General features: G+C 49.4%; 26 protein-coding genes and 1 pseudogene. 19 read left to right on the forward strand and 8 right to left on the reverse strand.

The genetic code is table 11. The annotated features are described in order from the left end of the window. The first annotated feature begins 83 nt into the window (after positions 1 to 83). From PHH59_RS07830 to PHH59_RS07890, 13 genes and pseudogenes are all read left to right on the forward strand, one after another. Positions 84 to 218, forward strand: coding sequence for a hypothetical protein (locus tag PHH59_RS07830; protein WP_300013794.1), 135 nt, complete (start codon positions 84 to 86; stop codon positions 216 to 218). A 175-nt stretch (positions 219 to 393) separates the two neighbouring features. After that, the gene (locus PHH59_RS07835; RefSeq protein ID WP_300013797.1) at positions 394 to 786 is read left to right on the forward strand and encodes a hypothetical protein; all 393 of its coding nucleotides are present in this window, start codon (positions 394 to 396) and stop codon (positions 784 to 786) included. A gap of 583 nt (positions 787 to 1369) precedes the next feature. Then, positions 1370 to 2656 carry an integrase arm-type DNA-binding domain-containing protein gene (locus tag PHH59_RS07840; protein ID WP_300013800.1) on the forward strand — a complete coding sequence of 429 codons (1287 nt, stop codon included), beginning with the start codon at positions 1370 to 1372 and terminating at the stop codon, positions 2654 to 2656. Positions 2657 to 2907: 251 nt separating this feature from the next. Beyond that, positions 2908 to 3135: a DUF6290 family protein gene (locus PHH59_RS07845; protein ID WP_300013803.1), complete on the forward strand. Its 228-nt coding sequence runs from the start codon at positions 2908 to 2910 to the stop codon at positions 3133 to 3135. Next, positions 3119 to 3391 carry a type II toxin-antitoxin system RelE/ParE family toxin gene (locus PHH59_RS07850; RefSeq protein WP_300013806.1) on the forward strand — a complete coding sequence of 91 codons (273 nt, stop codon included), beginning with the start codon at positions 3119 to 3121 and terminating at the stop codon, positions 3389 to 3391. Before PHH59_RS07845 ends, PHH59_RS07850 begins: the two co-directional genes overlap by 17 nt. 488 nt (positions 3392 to 3879) lie before the next feature. After that, on the forward strand, positions 3880 to 4245 hold the full coding sequence (locus tag PHH59_RS07855; RefSeq protein ID WP_300013809.1) for a hypothetical protein: 366 nt from the start codon (positions 3880 to 3882) through the stop codon (positions 4243 to 4245). A gap of 31 nt (positions 4246 to 4276) precedes the next feature. After that, a complete protein-coding gene (locus PHH59_RS07860) occupies positions 4277 to 4843 on the forward strand; it encodes a potassium channel family protein (protein WP_300013812.1) in 567 nt (188 codons plus the stop codon). 96 nt (positions 4844 to 4939) lie between these two features. Continuing rightward, positions 4940 to 5920: pseudogene (locus tag PHH59_RS07865) on the forward strand (sigma 54-interacting transcriptional regulator); the annotation flags it as partial. A gap of 209 nt (positions 5921 to 6129) precedes the next feature. Next, entirely contained in the window at positions 6130 to 8883 is a 2754-nt protein-coding gene (locus tag PHH59_RS07870; protein ID WP_300013815.1) for a sensor histidine kinase KdpD, read from the forward strand. 2 nt (positions 8884 to 8885) lie between these two features. Further along, on the forward strand, positions 8886 to 9581 hold the full coding sequence (locus PHH59_RS07875; protein ID WP_300013818.1) for a response regulator: 696 nt from the start codon (positions 8886 to 8888) through the stop codon (positions 9579 to 9581). 644 nt (positions 9582 to 10225) lie between these two features. Beyond that, positions 10226 to 11191 (forward strand): serine O-acetyltransferase EpsC, encoded by a 966-nt coding sequence (epsC, locus tag PHH59_RS07880; RefSeq protein WP_300013821.1) that lies wholly within the window; start codon positions 10226 to 10228, stop codon positions 11189 to 11191. Positions 11192 to 11242: 51 nt separating this feature from the next. Further along, complete coding sequence (locus PHH59_RS07885; protein WP_300013824.1) at positions 11243 to 12160, forward strand: family 2A encapsulin nanocompartment shell protein; 918 nt, start codon at positions 11243 to 11245, stop codon at positions 12158 to 12160. Beyond that, complete coding sequence (locus PHH59_RS07890) at positions 12147 to 13793, forward strand: family 2A encapsulin nanocompartment cargo protein cysteine desulfurase (protein WP_300013826.1); 1647 nt, start codon at positions 12147 to 12149, stop codon at positions 13791 to 13793. Before PHH59_RS07885 ends, PHH59_RS07890 begins: the two co-directional genes overlap by 14 nt. Positions 13794 to 13897: 104 nt before the next feature. On the opposite strand, the gene PHH59_RS07895 is transcribed toward PHH59_RS07890, so the two are convergent. From PHH59_RS07895 to zwf, 5 genes are all read right to left on the reverse strand, one after another. Continuing rightward, entirely contained in the window at positions 13898 to 14359 is a 462-nt protein-coding gene (locus tag PHH59_RS07895) for a YaiI/YqxD family protein (RefSeq protein ID WP_300013829.1), read from the reverse strand. 44 nt (positions 14360 to 14403) lie between these two features. Further along, positions 14404 to 15705, reverse strand: a complete 1302-nt coding sequence (gene gltA / locus PHH59_RS07900) for a citrate synthase (protein WP_300013832.1) — start codon at positions 15703 to 15705, stop codon at positions 14404 to 14406. 65 nt (positions 15706 to 15770) lie between these two features. Further along, complete coding sequence (locus PHH59_RS07905; RefSeq protein WP_300013835.1) at positions 15771 to 16421, reverse strand: bifunctional 4-hydroxy-2-oxoglutarate aldolase/2-dehydro-3-deoxy-phosphogluconate aldolase; 651 nt, start codon at positions 16419 to 16421, stop codon at positions 15771 to 15773. Between the two features lie 217 nt (positions 16422 to 16638). Then, on the reverse strand, positions 16639 to 18459 hold the full coding sequence (gene edd / locus PHH59_RS07910) for a phosphogluconate dehydratase (RefSeq protein ID WP_300013838.1): 1821 nt from the start codon (positions 18457 to 18459) through the stop codon (positions 16639 to 16641). 63 nt (positions 18460 to 18522) lie between these two features. Beyond that, positions 18523 to 19992 (reverse strand): glucose-6-phosphate dehydrogenase, encoded by a 1470-nt coding sequence (zwf, locus tag PHH59_RS07915; protein WP_300013841.1) that lies wholly within the window; start codon positions 19990 to 19992, stop codon positions 18523 to 18525. 313 nt (positions 19993 to 20305) lie between these two features. On the opposite strand from zwf, the gene PHH59_RS07920 reads away from it, so the two are divergent. The 4 genes from PHH59_RS07920 (at position 20306) to PHH59_RS07935 (ending at position 21703) form a co-directional block, all read left to right on the forward strand. Beyond that, entirely contained in the window at positions 20306 to 20542 is a 237-nt protein-coding gene (locus PHH59_RS07920) for a thioredoxin family protein (RefSeq protein WP_300013844.1), read from the forward strand. Positions 20543 to 20558: 16 nt separating this feature from the next. Next, a complete protein-coding gene (locus PHH59_RS07925; RefSeq protein ID WP_300013848.1) occupies positions 20559 to 20738 on the forward strand; it encodes a hypothetical protein in 180 nt (59 codons plus the stop codon). 16 nt (positions 20739 to 20754) lie between these two features. Next, positions 20755 to 21132, forward strand: a complete 378-nt coding sequence (locus tag PHH59_RS07930) for a hypothetical protein (protein ID WP_300013851.1) — start codon at positions 20755 to 20757, stop codon at positions 21130 to 21132. A 223-nt stretch (positions 21133 to 21355) separates the two neighbouring features. Beyond that, positions 21356 to 21703 (forward strand): FUN14 domain-containing protein, encoded by a 348-nt coding sequence (locus PHH59_RS07935; protein WP_300013854.1) that lies wholly within the window; start codon positions 21356 to 21358, stop codon positions 21701 to 21703. A gap of 25 nt (positions 21704 to 21728) precedes the next feature. Here the strand turns inward: PHH59_RS07935 and rho are convergent, their stop codons facing one another. Together rho and trxA are read right to left on the reverse strand one after the other, a co-directional pair. Continuing rightward, the gene (gene rho / locus PHH59_RS07940) at positions 21729 to 22985 is read right to left on the reverse strand and encodes a transcription termination factor Rho (RefSeq protein ID WP_019865033.1); all 1257 of its coding nucleotides are present in this window, start codon (positions 22983 to 22985) and stop codon (positions 21729 to 21731) included. Between the two features lie 195 nt (positions 22986 to 23180). Next, positions 23181 to 23507: a thioredoxin TrxA gene (trxA, locus tag PHH59_RS07945; RefSeq protein WP_300013861.1), complete on the reverse strand. Its 327-nt coding sequence runs from the start codon at positions 23505 to 23507 to the stop codon at positions 23181 to 23183. A gap of 115 nt (positions 23508 to 23622) precedes the next feature. On the opposite strand from trxA, the gene PHH59_RS07950 reads away from it, so the two are divergent. Continuing rightward, positions 23623 to 24999 (forward strand): DEAD/DEAH box helicase, encoded by a 1377-nt coding sequence (locus PHH59_RS07950; protein WP_300013864.1) that lies wholly within the window; start codon positions 23623 to 23625, stop codon positions 24997 to 24999. Here PHH59_RS07950 and yrfG read toward each other — a convergent pair. Then, positions 24962 to 25618, reverse strand: a complete 657-nt coding sequence (gene yrfG, locus PHH59_RS07955; protein WP_300013867.1) for a GMP/IMP nucleotidase — start codon at positions 25616 to 25618, stop codon at positions 24962 to 24964. The genes PHH59_RS07950 and yrfG overlap by 38 nt on opposite strands. Positions 25619 to 25661: 43 nt before the next feature. Here yrfG and nudE point away from each other — a divergent pair, with 43 nt between their 5' ends. Continuing rightward, positions 25662 to 26219, forward strand: coding sequence for an ADP compounds hydrolase NudE (gene nudE, locus PHH59_RS07960; RefSeq protein WP_300013870.1), 558 nt, complete (start codon positions 25662 to 25664; stop codon positions 26217 to 26219). Positions 26220 to 26271 lie beyond the last annotated feature (52 nt).

Here is a 26271-nt window from a genome sequence, read left to right on the forward strand (position 1 = left end):
TACTTTCCTATGATTTATTTACGAATTTGATTGGCCAAATCGGATTGGAATCCACATCTCACGGTTTTTAGAGCAGAAATTATATGACAAAACATAAAGAAAAAACTAAAACACAAACGGATAATGATAAAAAGATGACCGATAAAGAGAAACAGCATCTTTTAGATAAAATGAGTAGCGGAGGATTTGAGGTTTTAAAGCCAAAGGATAAAAAATAAGGCTATCATTTGTCATGGCTCCCTATGACTGTGGCTGTACAAATCACAACTTGTGAGAACCGACATCCCCCCCTTAAAATAACTTTAAAATCTTAGTGTTATATATAAAAATAGTAGCTGTCAATTATGCAATTAAACTCTAGGCTACCCTCCAAGTAACAAGCCATTATTTACTATGAGACTACCTTGTTTTGATGAATTGGCGTTAGATATAAAAGAGAACGGAAACAAACCTCTAAGGCTCAGTTATGCTACGAATATGCACCCAAGCCCCTATTTTTACAAATATTATTGGTGGGTCTTTTGGCTTGGCAGTCAAATCGATGGTCGGGAATTTTTGGGAAATGAATATCGGTTATGTACTCATGATGCTTTTATGTTGCTTGACCAACTCAGAGCAAATGGGGATAGCTGGATACTTTATAACAAGCATAGTCCACGCCATGACCTGATAAACACCCCATTTGATTTTGATCACCCACAATGGAAAAACAGGGTTCTTGCACCTTCTTTTGAGAACGACGTTGATCCTGTTTGGATAAGCAAGAATGGGGTAACGTACAAGTAAACCTGTATCTAAACGCCAGTTCTAGCTGTTTGGGTTAATTGATATTTTACAGATAAGCCGCTCAGAATTTATCCCTAGCAAGCTTTTTCCTTTATAGCCTTAATTCCCTATGTCTTAAGGGTAATAAATCCTGTGAAGCGTTATTTTGCAGTCTATTTCTAAATCCTACCCCACCATCCCCCTTGTTACAGCTATGAGGCAAAGTATAGTTTCAATTTCAGCACAATTTTTAAAAATTGTATTTGTTGGCTACTGATAACGGTATGGAAAATAGGCTTATTGGTGCGATACATTGGTGTGATACATTGGTGTGATACATTGGTGTGATACAATTTAGTTAATTTCAACTAATAGCACCTTGGTTTCAAGTACTTGCGGACGCGGGTTCAATTCCCGCCGCCTCCACCAATTTAAGATTCAAAGACGTTCAAAGAAGTACATCAAACCCGCAAGTCATAAGGCTTAGCGGGTTTTTTATTGTCCAACGATGTGCAGTAAAATACAATGCAATCTACCATCAATTGATGGTAAATATGCTGGTAGGCCGTCTACCAGCAACGCATCTACCAGCAAGGGGCTGTACATGGCTAAAACACTGAACAAACTATCGCCGCTTACCATCAAGAGCTTGGTGTCAACCGCTAAGAAAGAGGGGCGGGTGATAAAAGCCCCTGACGGTGGAGGGCTGTATTTTGTCGCCGAGCCGGAAAGGTCATCATGGTGGCGTTTTGATTATCGGATCAACGGCAAGCAGAAAACGCTATCCGTTGGCCTTTACCCTGAAATATCAGTCCCCGAAGCCAGGGCTAGGCGCAGTGAACTGAGGGAGCAGGTGGCTAACGCCATTGATCCTAGCGAACAGCGCAAGGCCGAACGCGCCAGCCAAAGCGGGGCAGATAGCCTTGAACCAATAGCTAGGGAATGGTGGGAGCATAAACGGGGGCAATGGACGGAAGGCCACGCACAGCGGACGCTTACAAGGCTGGTTAATGACGTGTTCCCCTATATCGGCAAGACCCCCATTAATTCCATAACGGCAATAGTGTTGCTCGAAACCATCAGGCGGATTGAATCACGCGGTGCAATCGAATCGGCACACCGAACCAATCAGGCATGTGAAGGCGTTTTTGCTTACGCCATTGGTACGGGGCGATGTGAGAACAATCCCGCCACCGCCATCAGGTCAGTGTTAAAACCCGCCCCGCCACAAAAAAACTTTGCGCGGCTCACAGACATTGGCGACATTTCAAGGCTACTGAACGACATTGAAACCTATAAAGGTTCAGCCACAGTCCGTTCGGCACTGCAACTGCTTCCCCTCACCTTCGTGAGACCGGGCGAATTGGCAAAGCTGGAATGGGCGGACATTGATTTTGACAAAGCCTTGTGGACAGTTCCGGCACACGTCAAAAAACAGTCGGCGGCTTATAAAAGCGACCCTGAGCGCGTCCACATCGTCCCGTTGTCACGGCAAGCAATCGCCCTATTGCGGGACATGCACCTATTGACTGGCGGGGGGCGTTATGTGTTTACAGGCTTAAGGACAGCATCAGGCAGCCAGCATGAACGGCACATGGCAATGGAGGCGTTGCTATCTGGATTACGCCGCATGGGTTACGACAAGGACGAAATGACCGCCCACGGGTTTAGGGGCATAGCATCAACCAAGATAAGGGAAATCGGGAAAGGGAAATTTAGAGAGGAAGTCATAGAGGCACAACTGGCGCATAGTACAAAAAGCAAAACCCAAAAGGCTTACGACCACGCCGAATACCTTGAAGAGCGCACGGAACTGATGCAATGGTGGGCGGACTATCTGGACGGCCTCAAAAACGGGGCGCAAGTGATACCGTTTAAAAAGGCAGTGTGATCGCTTTCTTGTACCACCGTACCACTTTTATTTAAAAAACAACATTCCCCCAGATTTTTACCTAACTGATAAAGTGAGTTGTCAGTGCATTTTTTTATAGTTGTGTTGTGTTTGCGATTTTTCCGGTGGTATCGGTGGTACGGGGATAACGTTTCCCGTTAAACAATGCCGCGTGATGCCGTGCGCTTATGTCGCTTGGATTGTCCAAAGACGTATAATAAAGCCCGATAAGACACTAACAGGGGCAAGCCATGACAACCTTAGAACTCGACAACGAAACCACCGCCTTGCTAGCCGCAATGGCGGCACAGGAACACACCACCTTGGCGCAACTGGCAAACAGGCTATTGACCGAATGCCTTGAAGACTGGCAGGACGCGCGGGCGGCTGATGCCGCGCTGGCGGAACTGGAAGGCGGCTCAGATACCGTTATCAGCTTCGAGGAATGGGAGAACCAGCTAGATGCAATGGCGCGTTGAACTGAAAGCCAAAGCCGCGCAAGCCATCAACAAACTGGATGCCCCGCAACGGGAACGCATACGCGCTTTTTTAAAAAAACAATCGACCCAAACCAACCCACGCGCCACCGGAAAAGCACTACAAGGCCAACTTGCCGGATATTGGCGGTATCGTGTCGGCGATTACCGCCTTATCTGCCAGATCTGCCAGATAAAAGACGGCGAACTGCTTATCTTGGTGCTTGAAATAGGCCACCGCAAAGACATTTACCGCTGACACGCGGACACCCCTTTAACCGGATAGCCCGACGGGGCGACAAGCGGGAGTCCTACCTCGTTTTCGGTTAATCTTTAACGGCTCGTTCTACCTTACCAAGCATTAGCAGGAAGTTTTTTCGACATCCATGAAACTTTCCCAACAATTCAAAATGAACAGTAAAGCGTTGGGCAACCGCTTTTGTTGCCCAACATTTCAATACGCCAAGGCTCCAAGAATCGGGTGGCAAAAAGCGGTTGCCCAACCCATATAGTGATATATAACACATTGATTTTTAATTGATAGTCGTTAATTTAATGGCAGTGACGCCGGAGCGTGGGAACGATGTAAGCATTGCCGAAGGACATGAACGGCATGACTGTCCATATTTTAAGCGGGATGCTTTGAAATGTTCACCACCCGAGCAAGCCAGTCTGTGCAAATATTAACAACATTTTTACAAGCATTTGCATAAACTGGGGGTGTTTTTAACAACACAGGGTAAAAAAATGAATGACCGATGTTATGTAGGGATCGACAATACAGATGAAAATGAATGGCTTGTGGCCTTGTTGGGCAAGGACACGGTTATTCTGTCAAAACCTTTCAAAAACACCCCCGCCGGACTTGGCGACTTGGTGCGCTTTGTCACTGAACACGGTATTAGGCCAAAAATTTGCCTCAAACCCAGCCATCCCTCACTTAAATTAATTAATACTATCGGCAACATCCCCGATGTTGAAGTGGTGCTGATGTCCAATGCCGGCCTTAAAATGCACCTGGCCTGGCTGCCTAAGGTAATGGCGGCATCGTATATACAAAATGGCCCCTGCCAAGCGCAGTTGTTGGCCTATTGCGCGGAACGGGTGGCCTGATATTCAAAATCTACAAACAGGAGAATGAAACATGCGTTGCTTAGCGGAATGCCATAATGCAATCAAATGGGCGAACACACTTAAGGTAGACTTAATCAAGGCCAGAAACCTCGGTTACCTGGTTTTGCTGGCGGTCATGGTGGCCTTGGTTGCCGGTTTGTTGCTGTTTTTGATTGACCCCAACATACAATCGCCGCTGGACGGGATATGGTCGGCTTGGGTGACGATGACCCATGTGGGTTTCGGCGATGTGGTTCCGGTTTCCTTTTTGGGGCGTTTGTTGGCGGCGGGACTGATCTTGTGTGGCTTGGTGTTTTTTTCACTGTTCACCGCGCTGATTTCAGTGACGTTGATTGGCAGGAATATGGATGCCTTAGGAGGGAACGTACTGCGGATCGAAAAAGAAACTAGCAGTATCCAAGATGAGGAAAGCCAGATTCTCGCCGAATTGGTCAGGCTGAACAAACGTCTGGAAGCACTGGAGAATCAGTTGTTATCCGGCTCAAGCCAATGCCAAAGCCAAAGCCAAAGCCAAAGCCAAAGCCAAAGCCAAAGCCAAAGCCAAAGCCAAAGCCAAAGCCACAGCCAATTCAATTAATCCAACACTACTTGACCCCAACGGAGAGCAAGCATGAAAAGCTTAGCCCAGGTTTATCGGCTGAAGCAAAACCCGCCTTCGACATCTTTTGCCATGCCGGAAATCATTGGCGAATCCCCAGCCATGCAGGAAGTCTTTCGTGCCATTAACCGGCTGGTGCGGTTTTCTGTTACGGTGTTGGTCAACGGCGAATCGGGTACGGGTAAAGAATTGATAGCCCGCGCCTTACACGGACACAGCCCAAGAGCGGACAAACCGTTCATCGCCCTGAATATGGCGGCTATACCGCGCGAATTGCTGGAGTCGGAATTGTTCGGTCACGAGCGCGGCGCGTTCACCGGTGCCCATGCCCGCCGGATCGGGCGTTTCGAACAAACCGACGGTGGCACGCTATTTTTGGATGAAATCGGCGATATGCCGATGGAAATGCAAACCCGCTTGTTGCGTGTGCTTGCAGAAGGGGAATTTTATCCCATAGGCGCACAGTCACCCGTCCGTGTCGATGTGCGTATCATCACTGCAACCCATCAAAACCTGGAAGACAGGGTAGCCAAAGGGTTATTTCGCGAAGATTTGTATCATCGTTTGAACGTGATTCGCCTCAATCTTCCGTCTTTGCGGGAACGCCGCCAGGATATTCCCATGCTGTTGCGGCATTATCTCCAGAATGCCAGCATCTTATTGGGTGAAAAAATTAAATTTTTGCTTCCTGAAACAGAAGACTATCTGTGCAATTTGAATTGGCCTGGAAATGTGCGTCAATTGGAGAATGTCTGTCATTGGATTACCGTGATGGCTCCTGACCGTGAAGTCCATATCCACGACTTGCCCCTTGAATTGCTACGGATGGACATATTCAAGAAGGATGCTGATTGGCAAGAGGTTTTACGCCAATGGGTTGAAAGTCGGCTGGAAAGCGGTGCCAATGATGTCGCCAAAGAATTCTTCATATCCGCCGAGAAAGTGCTGATTGATTCTGCTTTACGGAAAAGCAGCGGGCAACGTTATGTCGCAGCCCAACGTTTGGGCTACAGCCGCAACACCTTAACCCGAAAGATGCGCGAACTGGCTTTGTAAACCTGTCAGTTTGGTTCGACTAGATACTATAGTGCCTTAGAACGTGTTTTAAAAGCGTCGCGAGCGGTTCGAGCAAGGCGCACGGAGCGCAGAAACCGGAGTGTGCATGGAGTACATGAGGATTTTGAGCACCGCGCAACGCCGCAATCGAACTGCATAGTAGCTTTTAAAGCACGTTCTTAGCATGATACTGAAAATGGAATGTGACCATGAATCTTGAACGCCCTGATCCAGATGACCTTCTTGCCCGTGTCGAACGTGACCAGATTCGCGCTTGCCGAGGACGGCTGAAGATTTTTTTCGGGGCGGCGGCAGGTGTCGGCAAGACCTATTCAATGTTGTTGGCAGCCAAGGAAAAACGCGCCGAAAATATCGATATTATCGTCGGTTTGGTGGAAACGCACGGGCGCAAGGAAACGGCGGCCTTGTTGGAAGGGTTGGAAGTGTTGCCGTCCAGGCAGATCGACTATCGCGGCACGGTGCTGCATGAATTCGACCTGGATGCCGCGCTCAAGCGCAAACCGTCCATCATCATCGTCGATGAATTGGCGCACTCCAATGCCCAAGGTTGCCGCCATCCCAAACGTTGGCAGGATATTGAAGAACTGCTTGAGGCAGGGATAGATGTTTATACCGCGCTCAATGTGCAACATCTGGAAAGCCTTAATGACGACATCGGACAAATTTCCGGCATCCGGGTGTGGGAGACGGTGCCGGATACGGTGTTTGAGCAGGCTGATGAAGTCGAGCTGGTGGATTTGCCGCCCGACGAGTTGCTGGGTAGGCTTAAAGACGGCAAGGTGTATGTGCCGCAACAGGCCCAGGAGGCGGCCAAGAATTTTTTCCGCAAGGGCAATCTGATTGCGTTGCGGGAAATGGCTTTGCGGCAAACCGCCAGCCGTGTCGATGCCCAGATGCTGGATTACCGCGAAAATCATTTTATCCGCGATGTTTGGCAGGTCAGTGAACGGATTCTGGTTTGCATAGGCCCCAACACCTTAGCCGAGCGGCTGGTCCGCGCGGGCAAACGCTTTGCCACCAGTTTACGTGCCGAATGGATAGTCGTGTATGTCGAAACACCGGAATTGCAACGCTTGCCAGCGGAAAAGCGCGATGGCGTGTTGCGGATTTTACGCTTGGCGGAACAACTGGGTGCCGAGACCGCAACCTTGAGCGCGCCCGAAATGAGCACCGCCATCATCAAGTATTCCAACGAACGCAATGTGACCAAGATCGTCATGGGCAAACCCACCCGCCGGGGTTGGAAGCGTTTGTTCTTGGGTTCGGTGGTGGATGTGCTGATCAGCGACGCACACAACATCAACCTGTATCTGCTGGGCAGCCCTAGGCCTGACAAGAACGGTAACGGCGACAAACCAGAACTCTTGTACCGGAAAAACCCCTTGCCGGGGCTGGGCAAAAAACGCTTAGCGCAACAAAAAAGCATCCAGGGTTATGTCTGGGCAATGCTTGTGACTATCGCCAGTACCGTGCTGGCTTACCTGATGTTCGGCAAGTTCGCGCTGGCTAACCTCAGCATGGTGTTTTTGCTGGGCGTGGTTTTTATTGCCACGCGTTATGGGCGCGGCCCGTCCATTTTTGCGTCATTCCTGGGCGTGGCGATCTTTGATTTTTTGTTCGTCCCCCCTTATTTCAGTTTTTCGGTGTCCGATAGCCAATATCTGGTGACGCTATTGGCGATGTTGACGGTGGCGGTGCTGGTCAGCAGCCTGATGGCGAATGTCCGCTCCCAGGCCAAGGTGGCAGGGCATAGGGAGCGGCGGGCGATAGTCCTTTATGCGATGAGCAAGGAGCTGACGGCTAGCCAGAGTGAAGATGAGATCGTATGCACCGCCGTGCATCATTTTTATACGGAGTTTGGCAGCCGTAACGTCATCTTATTTCCTGATGCCAATGGACGCATTGTTTATCCGACCGGCAATGATATGCCAGAATCGCTGCACGGTGCTGATTTGAGCGTGGCGCAATGGGTCATGGATCATAACGAGATCGCCGGGCAAGGCACCCATACTTTGCCGGGTGCCGAGGCTCTTTATTTCCCGTTGAGCAATAAAGAAACCATGTTGGGGGTTTTGGTCTTGCTGCCCGTCAATTTACGTCGGGTATTTCTGCCGGAACAACAAAAATTGCTGGAGACGTTGCTTGGGCAGATTGCCCAAGCGATTATCCGTGTGCGTTTGACCGAGCAAGCCCGCAAAACGCAAGTGGCAATGGAAGCCGAACGTCTGCGTAATTCCTTGCTTAGTTCCATTTCCCATGATTTACGCACACCCTTGGCGACTATCGTCGGCTCGGCCAGCACCTTGGTGGAAGATGACAATTCGCTCAAACCGGAAGACAAGCTGGAACTGAACCGCGCCATTTATGAAGAGGCGCAACGGATGTCGAGCCTAGTCAATAATATCCTGGATATGGCAAGGCTTGATGCCGGTACGGTTGAACCGAACAAACAATGGTATCCGCTGGATGAAATTATTGGTGTGGTGCTGAACCGTTTGCAAAAACGTCTCAAAGGCCGCCGGATGACAGTCAAACTGCCGCCTGGCATTTTGATGGTTTATGTCGATGCCGTGATGATTGAGCAGGTGTTGATTAACTTGCTGGAAAACGCCTTGCGTTACACGCCGGACAACAGCCCTTTGGAGGTTACGGCCAAAGCGTCTGCGGATTCGGTGGAAATCTCGGTGGCCGATCAGGGTCAGGGGCTACCTGAAGGCGGCGAAAACAAATTGTTTGAAAAATTTTATCGGGTGCGTAACGAGGCGGCACAAAGCGGGGTAGGTTTAGGTTTGGCAATTTGCAAAGCGATCATTGAGGTGCATGGCGGGAGCATCCATGCCCAAAATAGGCCGGAAGGAGGCGCGGTGTTTTCGTTTATGATTCCGCTGGGCCACGCGCCACCTGTGGTGTGCCAAGAAGAGCCTTGCGGTATGGTTGGCTAGCCATGACGAACACCAACCCAGTGATTATTGTGATAGAAGATGATCCGGCAATACGCCTGTTTTTGCGGACGGGTCTGGGTGCCCACGGTTTCAAGATATTTGAGGCGGACAAAGGCCGGCAAGGCATTATCGAAGCGGGGGTGCGCAAACCCGACCTCATCATTTTGGATTTGGGTTTGCCGGACATGGATGGTGTCGAGGTTATCAAAAGCATACGCGAATGGTCGGCGATGCCTATCATCATTTTGTCGGCACGGAGTTCCGAGCAGCATAAAATCGACGCGTTGGATGCCGGAGCGGACGATTACCTGACCAAGCCGTTTGGTTTGGGGGAATTGCTGGCGAGGATACGGGTCGCGCTACGCCATTCGGTCAGCTGCCCAGCGCAAGATGCGGATGGTGTATTTAATACTGGCGAGTTGAAAGTCGATTTGTTGAAACGCCAGGTTTTCGTTGCCGATAAAGAAATCCACCTGACCCCGATTCAATATCGACTATTGTCACTGTTGATAGTCAATGCTGGTAAAGTGTTGACGCACCAATACATACTCAAGGAAGTCTGGGGGCCGTCGTACAAGGACAATTCGCATTACCCACGAATTTACATGAGCCAGCTTAGGCAAAAACTGGAAGCCGACCCGACGCAGCCACAGTATTTGTTGACGGAATCGGGTGTAGGCTACCGTTTGAAAGTCTAATCTCCTTTGTCTACCTGAACGTCAGTCGCAGCAGTTTGGCGAATGCCCGGCAGGGCTTGTTTGAAAGGGGGGAGGGGATTTGTAAGTCCGCAATTGGTTTTTCCATAAGCAACTTGATCGCCCAGAAATTTATCTGGATAATCACGCCCTTGCTTAACTATCGTACCGATTTTTAAGGATTTTCTCACTACATGAACAAGCCCGTCAGTTTCCCCTGCCCACCGACATCCACAGCCCCGCCGACGTCCACCAGTTGCCCAAAGAGCTGCTCAAGCCGCTGGCGAAGGAGCTGCGCGAATTCCTGACCCGGTCGATGGACAAAAGACCCTGAAACCCATATAGAGCCTTTATTTTTTAGCACTCCACAGCGGCATAGCCCCAAAATTGGCAAACGCTTTGGTTGCCAATGGGTACAAAGTTTGGTACTTTGTACCAACAAGACAACTTGCCGAATGACAAATAGCCATTAATAAATAGTTTCGTGCTGACTGGATAACCAGAAGCCAACGGGCCTTCAAGCCCGTTGGTTTTTTTTTGCGCTGATTTTATTGCAGGGTTTGTTTATTGGGTTTATCCGCTTGTTAAGCGTGTTATTTTTTTGATTTATAAATAAAAATTTTATCTTAGACGAGGTCAAAATTAACATGGACATAACTCCAAAAACTGAGATTCATTGGAACATCGAGACCATTGTCTCTGAACTTCGCTTGTTACGGAATAAATCCTTGGAAAACAGGCAACGGGAAGGACGGCCACCCAAACTGCCGTCCCGTAAAGCCTTGGTTGCCATTTTGGAAGGTTTTTCAGCGGCGTTGTTCCCGAACCGCTTGGGTTCGGGTGAGCTTTCCGATGAAAGCGTCGATTATTTCGTCGGACAGACTTTGGATGCCGCGCTTCGGGGCTTGTTTGAGCAATTACGCCGTGAATGCCGGTTCAAAGCCGAGCAACAAGGTTTGTTCGATATTGATTGCGGGCAACAGGCGGCGGTTATCAACCGTGAGTTTGCCGCGCAATTGCCCGCGCTACGGGTTTTACTGGATAGCGACCTGATTGCTGCCTACGAGGGTGATCCGGCGGCAACCAGCCTGGATGAGGTGCTGGTCTGTTATCCGGGCATGATCGCGATTATTTACCACCGGATTGCCCACACACTTTATATGCTGGGTTCACCACTGGTTGCGCGGATGATTGCCGAAATATCGCATTCGGCGACCGGCATTGACATTCATCCCGGTGCAACAATTGGTGCGAGTTTTTTTATTGACCACGGCACGGGTGTCGTCATTGGCGAAACGGCGGTCATTGGTCGGCATGTGCGTTTGTACCAAGCGGTGACATTGGGAGCCAAACGTTTCCCGAAAGACCAGGACGGCAGTTTAGTCAAAGGCAATGCGCGGCATCCGATAGTTGAAGACGATGTTGTGATTTACGCAGGTGCGACCATTCTGGGGCGCATCACCATAGGCCAAGGCTCTTCGATAGGCGGCAATGTCTGGCTGACCCATAGCGTCGCAGCGGGCAGTGTCATCACCCAATCGCTGGCGAATAATGAACCGTCGGCAAATTTAACCACGCACCACTTAACTTTACTCAATAACAGAAATACATAAGCAGTTGTTTTTAAAAATTAACATTCACCCAACACCACGAAGGAACAAACCATGTCCGATATTCATGAAGCCCATACTGCGTTAAGCGACGTCGCAGCCCGCACCCTGGCGAACGCCACCAAAACCGTCCCCATGATGTCAACCATCACGCCACGATGGTTGGTGCATTTGCTCCAGTGGGTTCCGGTCGAGGCAGGGATTTACCGTGTCAACAAAGTTAAAAATGAAACCGGCATCGCTGTCGATTGCTCGAATCTCGATGAGCGGGATTTACCGCAAACCTATGTCGATTATGAAGAATGGGGCCGCGAGTATCGTTTAGGTGCGGTCAATAGCGTCGTTGACATTCACACCCGCGTCTCTGACCTGTACAGCAGCCCGCACAACCAAATCCAAGAACAATTGCGCCTGACCATTGAGACCATTAAAGAACGTCAGGAAAGCGAGTTGATTAATAACAGCGAATACGGTTTGCTACATAATGTCGCCGCCATCAATAAAATACAGCCGCGTAAGGGTGCGCCTACTCCTGATGACTTGGATGAATTGTTGGCAAAAGTTTGGAAACAACCGGCGTTTTTCTTGGCGCATCCGCTCGCGATTGCTGCATTTGGACGCGAATGTACCCGCCGTGGCGTACCGCCTGCTACCGTGACTTTGTTTGGTTCGCCGTTCATCACTTGGCGCGGTGTGCCGGTCATTCCGTCAGACAAGCTCAAAATCGTCAACGGCAAAACCAATATTTTGCTGATGCGTACCGGTGAAAGCCGTCAAGGCGTGGTAGGCCTTTATCAACCCAATCTGACTGGCGAGCAAAGCATGGGCTTGTCCGTGCGTTTTATGGGTATCAACCATAAAGCGATTTCTTCGTACTTGATTTCGTTGTACTGCACCTTGGCGGTGTTGACGGATGACGCGCTCGCCGTGCTTGAGAACGTCGAAGTGGGCAAGTACCATGAATACCAGTAATTCTGACAAGCAAACTGGATTTCCAGGCGACGATTTGGGGGAACTGTCGGTGGAACAATTGGAACGTATGGCGAATGAACTATTTTCGGCGTTGCCAGGGGCGATAGGAAATGATGTCGTTGGTTCAGCCCATCAGCAAATAGACGCGCAAGTAGCGGCACATCCACGGGCCGTGGCTTGTGCCGCAAGGCTTGCCGATTTGGCCAGCCAGACAGGGCGTGTGGCAGCCGATGCGGTCATCGCGGGCGAGTTGCAATGGCAGGAATTATCAGCGCAATTTCCGCAGCCTATTGTCAATCTGCCCGTCAACACGACAAGCAATTCATCATTTTCGTCATTTTATTTTCTCGATGAAATACCGGCTTTTGCCCAGGCTTTGCACACGCCCTCACTTGCCAATAGCCATCCTACGTTTGATGTTGATGCCGTGCGCCGGGATTTTCCGATCTTGCAAGAGCGGGTCAACGGACGCCCGTTGATTTGGCTGGATAATGCCGCGACGACGCAGAAACCGCAATGTGTCATTGATAGGCTGAGCTATTTCTACCAGCATGAAAATTCCAATATCCACCGCGCCGCGCATGAACTGGCGGCACGCGCCACCGATGCTTATGAAGGTGCGCGTGCTACTGTCGCACGATTCCTGCATGCGTCCGCCAGCGATGAAATTATCTTCGTGCGCGGTGCAACCGAAGGCATTAACTTGGTCGCCCAGTCTTGGGGCCGCCAACATATTGGCAAGGATGATGAGATTGTCATCACTTGCTTGGAGCATCATGCCAACATCGTACCCTGGCAGCAGCTATGCACGGAAACCGGTGCACGCTTGCGTGTGGCTCCGGTCGATGATGACGGGCAAGTCTTGTTGGAAGAGTACGAAAAACTGCTCAATCCCCGCACCCGTCTGGTGGCTTTCACGCAAGTTTCCAATGCCTTGGGTACGGTGACACCGGCGCGTGAGATGGTTGCGATGGCGCATCGCCACGGTGCGCGGGTCTTGGTTGACGGGGCGCAATCGGTTTCGCATTTGCGGGTCGATGTCCAGGCCTTGGACTGTGATTGGTTTGTGTTTTCCGGTCATAAGATTTTCGGGCCGACAGGGATTGGCGTGGTATACGGCAAGCGTGGGTTGCTCAACGCAACGCAACCCTGGCAAGGTGGCGGTAATATGATTGAGGATGTGGCTTTCGAACACACCCGCTATCAGCAAGCACCCGCGCGTTTTGAAGCCGGTACCGGCAATATCGCCGATGCCGTGGGCTTGGCGGCGGCATTGGATTATGTCGAAATACTGGGGATTGAAAATATCAACCGCTATGAGCATGAATTGTTGGTCTATGCGACACAAGCCCTTAGCGAAATTCCAGGGCTGCGCCTAATCGGCACGGCACCGGACAAAACCAGTGTGTTGTCTTTTGTGCTGAAAGGGGCTGCGACAGAAGAAGTCGGTACGGCGCTGAACAAGGAAGGCATCGCGGTGCGTTCCGGCCACCACTGCGCCCAACCGATATTACGTCGCTTCGGTTTAGAAAGCACAGTCCGCCCTTCATTGGCGTTTTACAATACCTACAGGGAAATTGATGTGCTGGCAGCGGCCTTGCGGCGTATCCAATGCGGTCGCACGGTGTTTTAAGGATGTAACGATCTGTCATGAACCGGCATCCAAAACCAGTTTTTGGATGCCGGTGCCATTAAAAGCATTGTCACTGAAGCATGGCTAAAATTCGGCTGCCACGATCAAACGGGTTTCTTTCTGATGTGCTGGGCTAAGAAGGCGTCCAATTGATTGGCAAACGCTTGTATGTCACGGGGGCTTAAGGCGGCAGGCCCGCCGGTCGCTATGCCGCTGGCGCGTAAGGTGTCCATAAAATCACGCATATTCAAACGTTCCTTGATCGTGTCCTCGGTATAGCGTTCGCCACGGGGATTGATCGCATGTCCGCCTTTGGCAATCACTTCACTCGCCAGCGGAATGTCGCCGGTAATCACCAAATCACCAAGGTTTAGCCTGTTGACGATTTCGCTATCGGCAACATCAAAGCCTGGGTGTACCCGCAACATTTTGATATGGCGTGATGGCGGGGTTGCCAGATGCTGGTTGGCAACCAGGGTCGTGGTGATAGCGGTACGTTCCGCCGCCCGAAACAGAATGTCTTTGATCGCCTTCGGGCAAGCATCTGCATCAACCCATATCTGCATGTTGGTCCCTTGCCGCACTACGCCAATTGGGGAGATGGTGTTTTTTAATTCGATTTACGATGATCCGCCGGAACGTCACGGCGTGTTGCCCCAGTGTATAACTGGCGTGGACGGCCGATTTTTTGTTCCGGGTCGGCGATCATTTCATCCCAATGCGCTATCCAGCCGACCGTCCGGCCCATTGCAAACATCGCGGTGAACATATTGGTGGGTATGCCCAGTGCGTGCAGGACGATGCCGGAGTAAAAATCGACATTGGGATAGAGTTTTTTCTCGATGAAATATTCGTCTTCCAGAGCGATACGCTCCAGTTCCAACGCGAGTTCAAACAATTTTATGTCGTGCAGGCCTAATTCGTTGAGGACTTCATGACAGGTCGCCCGCATTAATAGGGCGCGGGGGTCATGGTTTTTATAGACGCGATGACCAAAACCCATGAGCCTGAATGGATCGTTCTTGTCTTTGGCTTTTTGGATATATTCAGGGATGCGTGAGACATCGCCGATTTTTTCCAGCATGTTCAAGACCGCCTCATTGGCCCCACCGTGGGCGGCCCCCCACAAACAGGCGATACCGGCAGTGATGCAAGCGAACGGATTGGCTCCGCTGGAACCCGCCAAACGGACGGTGGATGTCGACGCATTTTGTTCGTGGTCGGCGTGCAGGATCAAAATCCTGTCCAATGCCCGCACCAGCACCGGATTGGCATGGTAGTCATCGCAAGGCGTCGCGTGCATCATGCGCAGGAAGTTTTCCACATAATTGAGTTTGTTTTGCGGATACATGAACGGCATCCCCGTGCTGTACTTATGGCACATCGCAACGATGGTCGGTACTTTGGCGATTAGCCGGATGGAGCACATCTCGCGGTCTTTTTTGGAGCGGATGTCCAGGGCGTCATGATAAAACGCCGATAATGCCCCGACGACTCCGACCATAATCGCCATCGGATGCGCGTCACGGCGGAAGCCTTTGAAAAAATTGGTCAATTGGTCATGCACCATCGTGTGCATCGTGATGTTGTATTGGAATTTTTCCAGTTCTTCGCTGGTGGGCAGTTCACCGTTGAGTATCAGGTAGCAAACTTCCAGGAAATTGCATTGCTCGGCAAGCTGTTCGATAGGATAGCCACGGTACAACAAAACGCCTTCTTCGCCGTCGATAAAGGTGATCGTGGAGCGGCAACTGGCGGTTGAGTTAAATCCAGGATCGTAAGTGAACAAACCTGTGTTTTTGTACAAGGCTTGGACATCAACCACATTGGGGCCGGTGGTTCCAGTTAAAACAGGTAACTCACATAAAGATTGGCCGTTCTCATTTAAGCTAAGATTGTTTGGATGGGTCATGGATATTCTCTCTGTTTTAGGTTCGTTAAGTGGTACCACAAGCCTTTAGTTGATCAGGTTGTTGATCAGGCTGATTTGACATTTGCAATGGCTTGCCTTGCCAATTCAGTGACTTTCGCCCAATCTTTGGTTTTTACGGCCTCGGCTGGAGCCAGCCAAGAACCACCAACACACGCGACATTGCTTAGGGCGAGATAAGCATTGTAGTTTTCTGGTGAAATCCCCCCCGTTGGGCAGAACGTGACGTAAGGCACTGGGCCCGCAATGGCTTTTAACATCGGTATGCCGCCTGCGGCTTCGGCGGGGAAGAATTTAAAATGATCCAAGCCGTATTCCATGCCCAGCATCAGTTCGGACAAGGTGGCGATACCCGGAATCAGCGCGATATTGCCGGTTTGTGCGGCAGCCAGCAATGTGGGTGTCAGGCCAGGGCTGATGGCAAACACGGCACCGGCATCTTCTGCGGCTTTGAGTTGTTCTGGGGTGGTGATTGTGCCTGCACCGACAATAGCGTCTTTGACGTTATCGGCAATCAGTTTGATGGCTGCCAGTGCGATAGGTGTGCGTAAAGTGATTTCCAAGACTCTAATACCGCCAGCGACCAAGGCTTCTGCGAGGGGTACGGCATCATCCAGTTGTTGGATGACCATCACGGGCATGACAGGGCCGGCAGTTAATACCGCTTTCGGGTGGATTTTCCAATTGTTTGTCTTCATTATTGTTTAGCCAAAGTTTACGTTTAGATTTTAGGGTGGGTTGATTGTTGTGGGTTGCGCCCATGCTAATCCAACTGACGCATCGTATTTATTGCGGCTTGTTAATCACAAACGAATTAATCACTGATGTTACGCACCGACTACGAACTATCAATAACTTACAGTTGTTTTTTTGCTTTGTAAGTCATTGATTCTTCGTTTGCCTGCGTAACATCAGTTAATCACAAATAAACAAATTAGACGCACCGGTTTCCGCCGATGAGGCGTTCAAGCGGAAGTGTCCAAACATTTCCCGTCCCATGCCGTAGTGGTGGTTTTTGGCGGTGTTGGGCAAGGGTTTACGGGCGTTGAATTCCGTTTCGTCAACCAACACGTTACAGTCGCCTGTTTGCAAATTCAGCGAAATGATGTCGCCATTGAGGACTTTGGCGAGCGGGCCGCCTGCTTCGCATTCGGGGCAAAGATGGATGACGGAAGGCACTTTACCTGACGCGCCGGACATGCGCCCGTCGGTGACCAAGGCGACTTTAAAGCCTTTGTCTTGCAACACGCCGAGCGGCGGGGTCAGTTTGTGCAGTTCCGGCATACCGTTGGCCCTAGGGCCTTGGAAGCGGATGACGGCGACAAAATCTTTTTCCAGTTCCCCGCGTTGGAATGCCGCCAAGAAATCGGCTTGGTCGTCAAACACAACCGCAGGGGCTTCAACGATTTGGTGGTCTTCGGAGACGGCTGACAATTTGGAAATCCCTCGCCCTAAATTGCCGTGCATTTTGTGCAGGCCACCGCCAGTGGCGAAGGGTTGGGCGACGGTGCTTAACACTTCGGTGTCCAAAGAGGTTTCCGGTACGGCTACCCAGACCAGTTTTTCGTCGATGAGTTTAGGTTCTTGGCAATAGTGGCTCATGCCGCGTTCGTCGCCAACAGTGATGATGTCTTCGTGCAGCAAGCCGTTGCGTAACAGCTCGGCAATCAACACGCCCATGCCGCCAGCCGCCTGGAAGTGGTTCACGTCAGCCGGGCCGTTGGGGTAAATTTTGGCGATCAACGGGATGGCTTTGGAAAGATTGTCAAAATCGTCCCAGTTCAGGACGATGCCGGAAGCACGGGCGATGGCAATCAAGTGCATCGTGTGGTTGGTGGAACCGCCTGTTGCCAATAAACCAATCACGGCATTGACAATGGCTTTTTCCGAAATCATGTGGGCAATGGGACGGTAATCATCACCTAAGGCTGTAAATTTCAGGATTTGTTTGGCGGCGGCTTGGGTCAGTTCGTCACGCAACGGCGTGTATGGGTTGATAAAAGAGCTGCCAGGCAAATGCAAGCCCATGATTTCCATCATCATCTGGTTGCTGTTGGCAGTCCCGTAAAAAGTACAGGTTCCAGGGCTGTGATAAGACGCGGATTCCGCTTCCAGCAATTCTTTACGGCCTATTTTGCCGACGGCGTAGGCTTGTCTGGCCCGGGCTTTTTCTTTGTTGGTCAAGCCGCTAGGCATAGGGCCTGCGGGGATAAAAATGGCGGGTAAATGTCCAAAACTCAATGCGCCAATTAACAGTCCAGGGACGATTTTGTCGCAAATGCCCAGATAAAGTGCGCCGTCGAACATGTTGTGGCTCATGCCAATCGCGGTCGCCATTGCAATCAGGTCGCGGCTGAACAAGGACAATTCCATGCCCGCCTGGCCTTGCGTGATGCCATCGCACATCGCGGGCACACCGCTGGCGACCTGGGCGACGCCACCCGCTTCCCTGATTGCCGCTTTGATCAAATCCGGCGCATTTTTGTAGGGTTCATGGGCTGACAACATGTCATTGTAAGAGGTGATGATGGCGATATTGGCTTTTTGGTCGCCCGTCAAATCCGCTTTTTCAGCAGCGCTGCAAGCGGCAAAACCATGCGCCAAGTTACCGCAGCCCATGCCTGAACGGATCGGGCCTTTTTTAGCAACGCCGTCAATATATTTCAGATAAGCTGAACGAGTGGGATGGCTACGTTCAATGATGTCTTGTGTCACTTTTTCAATGATCGGATGCATTATGTCTTCCTTCCTGTGCGATAACTTGTTTATTGGCTGTTTTTATATGTCTGGGCATGCTGTTTATTCTTCCCAGGCCCTGCCGTCGCGGGCGATCAAAGCGATTGAGGCGACTGGCCCCCAGGTTCCGGCGGGATAGGTTTTGGGTGCGGCGTTAAGGTGTTGCCAGGCGTTTTGTATCGAATCAATCCATGTCCAGGCCTGTTCAATTTCTTCACGGCTTAAGAACAAAGTCGGATTGCCGCGCATGGCTTCCAGCACCAATTTCTCATAACCGCCGAAGATGCGGCTTTGTTTGAAAGTTTCGGAAAAACTCAAATCCAGTTTGGTTTTTTTCAGCTTGATATGTTCATCTATGCCCGGGATTTTGTTGAGCATTTCAATTTCCACACCTTCATTGGGTTGCAGATGGATAATCAATTTATTGGGCGGTAAATCGCGGAAGCTGTCCTTAAAAATATTGTGTGGCAGTTGCTTGAAGTAAACGACGATTTCGGTGCGTTTGCCGAGCATCGCTTTACCTGTGCGTAGATAAAACGGTACGCCCGCCCAACGCCAGTTATCAATATCCACGCACAAAGCGACAAAACTTTCAGTGGTGCTTTCGGTGTTGGCCCCTTCTTCTTCCAGATAGCCAAGGACGGACTTGCCTTTTAAATAGCCCGCCGTGTATTGTCCGCGCACGGTTTTTTCTTCAACGTTATTTAGCGTGATCGGACGCAGGGCTTTGAGAACCTTTATTTTTTCATTATGGATGCTTTCCGCTTCCAAATTGACGGGCGGTTCCATCGCGATAAACGTCAAAATCTGCAACAAGTGGTTCTGCACCATGTCACGCAATTGTCCGGTTTTGTCAAAATAGTCCCATCGGCCTTCAATACCGACTTCTTCCGCGACGGTGATCTGGATATGGTCGATAGTATTGTGATTCCAGTTGGTGGTAAAAATGGAGTTGGCAAAACGTAATGCCAGCAAGTTTAGTACCGTTTCTTTGCCTAAATAATGGTCGATGCGGAACACTTGTTTTTCGGAAAAAACTTTGGCGACTTCGTCGTTGATTTCCTGTGACGATTTGAGGTTATGGCCTATCGGTTTTTCCATGACCATTCGTGATTCGTGAGTCAAAATGCCCGATTGGTGCAATCCCAGGCAAATGTTTTTAAACAAAAACGGAGAAACGGCAAAATAATTGACCAGCACCCTAGTTTTGCCATCCGTGACGGTTTTCAGTTGCTTGTATTGGTCAAGTTGCGTCAAATCTATTTGCAGATAGGCCAGTCTGGCCGAGAAACGTTGCCAGACGGCCTCGTCTAATGCGTCATTTAAAAATTCTTGCAAACTTTTATGGGCAATTTCAATAAATTGGCTGTTGTCATGTACATGCCGGTCAACACCGATAATGCGCGTGTCCGGTTCTATCAGATTGGCGTTTTCTAGCCGGTATAAAGAAACAAGCAGCTTGCGGCGTGATAAATCACCAAGCGCACCGAAGATAACCAAATCACAGGGTTTAAATGCTTTTTTGTCTGTCATTACGTGTCGCCGAATAAATAGGAAGGCCGATGTGGGTATTGAGCAATTAATATGCCGATATATTAATGCCTTATTATCTCAGAATTTGTTTGAAGATGCTTACAGATTAGCGTCTTTTGAAAACCAAGATGGGCAAGGGCGGTGGTCTTATTGCCCCCATGTTTGTGCATGACTGCGCTATTTTAGTGCGGTTGTGATGTTTTAGTCCTTGTGACATGGATTAAAACACTAAAAATTGATTTATTAAAATGAATTGACAAGCTGATTCAATCTCAATTATAGTTTTGACTCGAAACCAAAAAAGGAGAGTGTTATGAATATTGCGATTTTTTATCATGCTGGATGCCCTGTATGTCTAGGGGCGGAACAAATGGTGGCTGATGCCATTGATCATGCCAAATATGCCGTTGAAGTTGTGCATTTGGGGGAACAATCTGACCGTATTGCCGAAGCTGAAGCGGCGGGTGTGTTATCAGTTCCCGCGTTGTTGCTGGACGGCCACGTTTTTCATATCAATTTCGGCGCATCGCTTGATGACTTAAAAAAATAATAAAAGGCATACAATTATGAGTGGACAAGAACAAAAAAAAGATAAATTTTGGCTGTATGTGGGCGGCACCCTGTTTCTGATCATTGCGGGTATTGCGATGGTGAAGCAAAGCGAGAATGAAAAATTCGCCCCGATTAAGCAACAGATAGAAGAAGAAAATGCCCAGATGAATATCCGGGTGTTGAATGGCAATTAAATTTTGGAGAGCGATTATGAAATTGAGTTTTACAGCCCGGCTATCCGTGTGGGTGTTGCTTGGCGGTGCGTTCTTTGTTAGTGAAACGCAGGCAACCGAATATATTTATCGGGATTTGATGGCCAATACCTTGCCGTCAGCGGGGTGTGCAGCCGAAACCGAGGCCGTGGCACATGCGTCCAAAGCGTTTAATCTTAATAAATACAGCAAAAAGTTTTGCCAGTCACAAGGTTATGGCTGGCATGTTGATGAAATTAAAGATACTGGTAAGCCGGTTTGTCAGGATTGCAACAATGCCAATGCCGGTAAAAAGCAATGTCACCTTGAAGACGTTGTCGTGAAGTGCAAACGCATTAAACCGGGTTCAGTGGGTATGCTGCCTGGGAAGAGTTAGCAGATTAAATCAGGGTGTTTTTGCATTTTTTTCTTGAATCCATGTTTTCCTCCAATATTGGCCGAATAGCTGGGAAATTCGGCCTTTTTTTGTTTATTGATTTCCGTATTCTGACGTCCATTAGGCTGACGGCTTAATTTGTTATAATATTTCCATTGGCAAAGTTGCTTTTTCGGCGGCTGCGTTGCCGGGAAAATTTATTTATAACAAGACAACACGGACTATGAGCAACAATACCATCCAATTTCCACCCTCAGAGGATTTTTTCTCGTCGGCGTTTTTATTTAACAATGTCGGTGCTCCGTTTGTGATCGGCATGGCGGTGGGGTATTTCGCCAAAAAAATGCTCAGAATAACTTTGTTTGTTTCTGGCGCGGCTATCGTGCTGCTATTTGTCGCTGAATATTATGGAATCGTTAATATCAGCAATGCGGATTTGCAAAATGCCGCCAGTTCGGCAACTGATGCGGCAAAATCTTCAGGTGACTTTCTGGTACATCGTCTGTCCAGTATCACCAGCAAAGGCGTAAGTGGTGTGGCGGGATTCTTTGCCGGTTTTAAATTTGGATAGCTTGGGTGCAGGCGTTAAATGCGCTTTAACGCTTCATCGAATCAAAAAACTCTGCATTCGTCTTAAAATCTTTTAGCTTGCCGATTAAAAATTCAGATGCCGCTGTTTCGTCCATAGGTTGCAAAATTTTGCGCAGTATCCAAGTTTTTTGCAAAGTATCCGGGTCGACCAGATATTCTTCGCGGCGGGTACCGGAGCGGTTGATGTTGATCGCCGGATAAATGCGTTTTTCGGCAATCTTGCGGTCCAGATGCAATTCCATGTTGCCCGTGCCTTTAAATTCCTCGTAGATCACCTCGTCCATTCTAGACCCGGTATCCACCAAAGCCGTGGCGATGATCGTCAAACTGCCGCCTTCTTCGATATTACGCGCCGCACCGAAAAAGCGTTTGGGTTTTTCTAGCGCATTGGCATCGACGCCGCCTGTTAAAATCTTGCCGGATGATGGCACAACGGTATTGTAAGCCCGTGCCAAACGGGTGATGGAGTCTAACAAAATGACCACATCGTGTTTGTGTTCGACCAAGCGGCGGGCTTTTTCGATGACCATCTCGGCAACTTGCACATGGCGCACGGCGGGTTCGTCAAAGGTGCTGGAAATCACTTCGCCACGCACACAACGCTCCATTTCCGTGACTTCTTCAGGCCGTTCGTCGATTAACAATACAATCAAATAACATTCGGGATTCTGCTCGGCAATCGCTTGGGCGAGGCTTTGCAAGATCATGGTCTTACCGGCTTTGGGCGGCGAGACAATCAAGCCACGCTGGCCTTTGCCAATTGGGGCGATCAGGTCGATGATGCGGCCTGTCAGGTCTTCGCTAGTGCCGTTGCCCTGTTCAAGCACGAACCGCTCTTTGGCAAACAGCGGCGTCAAGTTGGAAAAGTAGATTTTGTTCTTGGTGTTTTCGGGCGGCTCAAAATTGATTTGCTCAACTTTAAGCATGGCGAAATAGCGTTCGTTATCTTTCGGCGGCCTGATTTTACCGCTGATGGTATCCCCAGTTTTTAGTGAAAACCGACGGATTTGACTGGGGGAAACATAAATATCATCCGGGCCTGCGAGATAGGAACATCCGGGTGTGCGTAAAAACCCAAAACCATCCTGCAAAATTTCCAGAACCCCGTCGCCGTATATGTCGTCGCCTGCTTTTGCCTGTTTTTTAAGGATGGCAAAAATTAAATCCTGTTTGCGTGATCTGGCGACATTTTCCAGTCCCAAAGACTCGGCGATGTCTATGACTTCACTGATTTGTTTAAGCTTTAACTCGGTTAGATTCATAAAAAGATAACTTGAAGGAAAGCGGCCGGGACGTGTGGGCCCAACTGCCTACTATAGGATGGATTGAATGTCAGGGGTGTATAATCGGATGATATGATGAGTGCGCGTGACCACCGCACGGGGGTAAGTATAACTGACGCACCCAGACCCGTCCAACTATTTGTGGCGGATCTGGATCAAGGGGCGAAGCTAGGTTTAGATGTTGTTATCAAGAAATTTGGTAAGTTCTGATTTAGTCAGCGCTCCGACTTTTGTCGCTTCCACTTCGCCGTCCTTAAACAGCATCAGGGTGGGAATGCCGCGTACTCCATAATGTTGTGGAGTTTGTGGGTTTTCATCGATGTTCACTTTTACCACAGTCAGTTTGCCTGCGTATTCTTCGGCAATAGCATCCAGTACAGGGGCGATCATTTTGCAAGGCCCGCACCATTCCGCCCAATAGTCGACCAGGACAGGGCCGGTAGATTTAAGGACTGTTTCGTTAAATTCACTATCACTTACATGAAGGACTGAGTCACTCACACTAATTCTCCAACAATTCAAAATGTAAAACTATAGGAGGCTTGGCAACGTGAGTCAATCAATTTTTAGGCCCTGCCATTTCAACCTAAGAGCGTTTTACGATATGCTATAGCCCATGAAACAGACACATCTTACCGAAACCCGATTTAGCAACCTCGAATTATCTGGCAGTATTCTCCGAAGCCTGGACGATGCCGGCTTTAATTACTGCACGCCGATTCAGGATAAGGCGTTGCCTTTACTGCTACGCGACAAAGACATAGCCGGACAGGCACAAACCGGAACCGGAAAAACCGCGACGTTTTTACTGGCCACTTTTCAATATCTCATCAATGATGGCGGTGATGAACCGGCAGACGTTGAATATGATGAATATGATGAATATGGCGAAGAGAAAGAGATAATATCCGCACCTGTCGCCGTCTTCGCCGATAAAAATATCAACAATCCGCGGGCAATTATCCTCGCCCCGACCCGCGAACTGGCGATCCAGATCCACAAGGATGCGTTATTGCTGGGCAAGCATCTGGATTTGAAGTTCGCGTTGATTTACGGCGGTACTGATTATGAAAAACAGCGCGACAAAATAAAATCCAATGTCGATATTATTATCGGGACGCCCGGGCGGATCATTGATTTTTATAAGCAAAAAGTGTTTACCTTAGAGCATGTCAAAGTCACCGTAATGGATGAAGCTGACCGTATGTTTGATTTGGGCTTTATCAAGGACATCCGCTATTTGCTCAACCGTATGCCATCGCCGGACAAGCGTCTGAATATGTTGTTTTCAGCCACCTTGTCTTATAAAGTCACGGAGCTGGCTTACGAACACATGAACAATCCGGTGCTGATCCGTATCGAAAGCGAAGAAGTCACGTCCAAAGCCATAGAGCAAAGCGCGTATTGCCCGTCTAACGAGCAGAAGCTGCCGTTGCTCATCGGTATCCTCAACCATTATCAGCCGCTACGCAGCATCATTTTTGTCAACACCAAGCGTTGCGCCGAACTGCTGGATGATACGCTCAATGCCAATGGCTATAAAACCGCCGCCCTGAGTGGCGATGTGCCGCAAGATAAACGCCAGCGCTTATTGAATGATTTTCAGGAAAACCGTATCCGCTTATTGATTGCGACGGATGTTGCCGCCAGAGGGCTGCATATCGCCGATGTGTCGCATGTGTTCAATTACGATTTGCCGCAAGATGTGGAAGATTATGTGCATAGGATAGGCCGCACCGCCCGCTTTGGCGCCAGTGGCGAGGCGATCAGTTTTGTCTGTGAGCAATACGCGTATTCCATGCCCGACATTGAAGACTATATCGGGCAAAAAATTCCCGTGAAAGCGATTCCGAAGGCGTTGCTTGCCGAAGTCATCGTACCGGAAAGGAAAATACGGGAATATAAACCGATGTCTGGCGACAAGCGTCCAGACCGTAGCAAAAAGCCTTACAAACCTAAAGCCCGTCCATCAACTCCCGAAAATCCTCAATAGCCAAAAATCCGTCAATATCGCGTTTGGGCTGTTGGCTATCGGGCTTGGCGACGGCGATCAGGTGTTCAATTCCGAATTGCCGTGCCGACGCCAGCACGGCAAGATTGTCGTCAACAAACAAGGTTGTGTTTTTTGTAAATGGCTGTTGCTGCTGCAACAATGACCAAAATCCTGATTGTTCTTTGGCGACACCCAAGTCATGCGAACAGATAATGCCGTCAAAAAACTGCTGTAAACAGGTTTTTTGCATTTTTATCTCCAAGCCGTCACGATGTGCATTCGTCACTAAATACACCGATTTTGACGATGACTGGACTTTTTCCAAAAATTCCGTGACATGTGGCAATACGGTGATCAAGCCGGCGATTTCGGCTTTTAAGCCAGCAATATCCAGTTTTAAAGCATCGCTCCAATAATCCAGGCAATACCATTCCAATTGCCCTTCCATCATTTTAAAGCGCGGGATTAATTGCTGTTTGGCTTCCGCCGCCGTCACCCCTTGTTGCTCGGCAAATTTCTGCGGCACAAATTCCTTCCAGAAATGGTTGTCGAAGTTCAAGTCCAGCAAGGTACCGTCCATATCCAACATCACGGTATCAATTTTGTTCCAATCTATCATAAGAGTGCGTTATAGTTAGGTTACTGACTTAAAAAATATTTCGATGACAGAAAAACCGACCATCCTCACCAAAACCACTGTTGCTAAAAGCCGGTTATTCAGGATTGAATCACTGGAAATACAATTTAGCAATGGCGAGTTACGCCAATATGAACGCTTGGCAAGAAGCGGTATGGGGGGCGCGGTTTTGGTCATCCCGATGTTGGATAACGCCACTGTTTTGTTGATCCGCGAGTATTCGGCGGGTACACACCGTTATGAATTGGGCTTGCCCAAGGGCAAAGTCGATGCGGGCGAGTCATTTTTCGAGGCCGCCAACCGCGAACTGAAAGAAGAAGTCGGCTTTGGCGCGAGGAATTTATGCCGGTTAAGCACCTTCTCCATCGCCCCCGCTTATCTGGAGCACACCACGGAAATCATCCTCGCCCAAGATTTATACGCCGAAAAATTGCTGGGGGATGAACCCGAAGAATTGGAAGTGGTGGCCTGGAAACTTGCCGATATTAACGATTTATTGGCAACGGGGGAATGTTCCGAAGCCCGTTCCATCGCCGCCTTGTTTATGGCGAGGGAGTACTTACAACAATTTTCTGCCGATTAAATCCAACGATCAAATATTCCGCCCCCTACGTCAAAACTGATAATATCCCTTC

It is taken from the genome of Methylovulum sp. (assembly GCF_028687615.1).
Classification (GTDB): Bacteria; Pseudomonadota; Gammaproteobacteria; order Methylococcales; family Methylomonadaceae; genus Methylovulum.

Coding starts and splice junctions, on each gene's coding strand:
- PHH59_RS07830 (WP_300013794.1), top strand. CDS start 84: ATGACAAAACATAAAGAAAAAACTAAAACACAAACGGATAATGATAAA.
- PHH59_RS07835 (WP_300013797.1), top strand. CDS start 394: ATGAGACTACCTTGTTTTGATGAATTGGCGTTAGATATAAAAGAGAAC.
- PHH59_RS07840 (WP_300013800.1), top strand. CDS start 1,370: ATGGCTAAAACACTGAACAAACTATCGCCGCTTACCATCAAGAGCTTG.
- PHH59_RS07845 (WP_300013803.1), top strand. CDS start 2,908: ATGACAACCTTAGAACTCGACAACGAAACCACCGCCTTGCTAGCCGCA.
- PHH59_RS07850 (WP_300013806.1), top strand. CDS start 3,119: ATGCAATGGCGCGTTGAACTGAAAGCCAAAGCCGCGCAAGCCATCAAC.
- PHH59_RS07855 (WP_300013809.1), top strand. CDS start 3,880: ATGAATGACCGATGTTATGTAGGGATCGACAATACAGATGAAAATGAA.
- PHH59_RS07860 (WP_300013812.1), top strand. CDS start 4,277: ATGCGTTGCTTAGCGGAATGCCATAATGCAATCAAATGGGCGAACACA.
- PHH59_RS07870 (WP_300013815.1), top strand. CDS start 6,130: ATGAATCTTGAACGCCCTGATCCAGATGACCTTCTTGCCCGTGTCGAA.
- PHH59_RS07875 (WP_300013818.1), top strand. CDS start 8,886: ATGACGAACACCAACCCAGTGATTATTGTGATAGAAGATGATCCGGCA.
- epsC (WP_300013821.1), top strand. CDS start 10,226: ATGGACATAACTCCAAAAACTGAGATTCATTGGAACATCGAGACCATT.
- PHH59_RS07885 (WP_300013824.1), top strand. CDS start 11,243: ATGTCCGATATTCATGAAGCCCATACTGCGTTAAGCGACGTCGCAGCC.
- PHH59_RS07890 (WP_300013826.1), top strand. CDS start 12,147: ATGAATACCAGTAATTCTGACAAGCAAACTGGATTTCCAGGCGACGAT.
- PHH59_RS07895 (WP_300013829.1), bottom strand. CDS start 14,359: ATGCAGATATGGGTTGATGCAGATGCTTGCCCGAAGGCGATCAAAGAC.
- gltA (WP_300013832.1), bottom strand. CDS start 15,705: ATGACCCATCCAAACAATCTTAGCTTAAATGAGAACGGCCAATCTTTA.
- PHH59_RS07905 (WP_300013835.1), bottom strand. CDS start 16,421: ATGAAGACAAACAATTGGAAAATCCACCCGAAAGCGGTATTAACTGCC.
- edd (WP_300013838.1), bottom strand. CDS start 18,459: ATGCATCCGATCATTGAAAAAGTGACACAAGACATCATTGAACGTAGC.
- zwf (WP_300013841.1), bottom strand. CDS start 19,992: ATGACAGACAAAAAAGCATTTAAACCCTGTGATTTGGTTATCTTCGGT.
- PHH59_RS07920 (WP_300013844.1), top strand. CDS start 20,306: ATGAATATTGCGATTTTTTATCATGCTGGATGCCCTGTATGTCTAGGG.
- PHH59_RS07925 (WP_300013848.1), top strand. CDS start 20,559: ATGAGTGGACAAGAACAAAAAAAAGATAAATTTTGGCTGTATGTGGGC.
- PHH59_RS07930 (WP_300013851.1), top strand. CDS start 20,755: ATGAAATTGAGTTTTACAGCCCGGCTATCCGTGTGGGTGTTGCTTGGC.
- PHH59_RS07935 (WP_300013854.1), top strand. CDS start 21,356: ATGAGCAACAATACCATCCAATTTCCACCCTCAGAGGATTTTTTCTCG.
- rho (WP_019865033.1), bottom strand. CDS start 22,985: ATGAATCTAACCGAGTTAAAGCTTAAACAAATCAGTGAAGTCATAGAC.
- PHH59_RS07950 (WP_300013864.1), top strand. CDS start 23,623: ATGAAACAGACACATCTTACCGAAACCCGATTTAGCAACCTCGAATTA.
- yrfG (WP_300013867.1), bottom strand. CDS start 25,618: ATGATAGATTGGAACAAAATTGATACCGTGATGTTGGATATGGACGGT.
- nudE (WP_300013870.1), top strand. CDS start 25,662: ATGACAGAAAAACCGACCATCCTCACCAAAACCACTGTTGCTAAAAGC.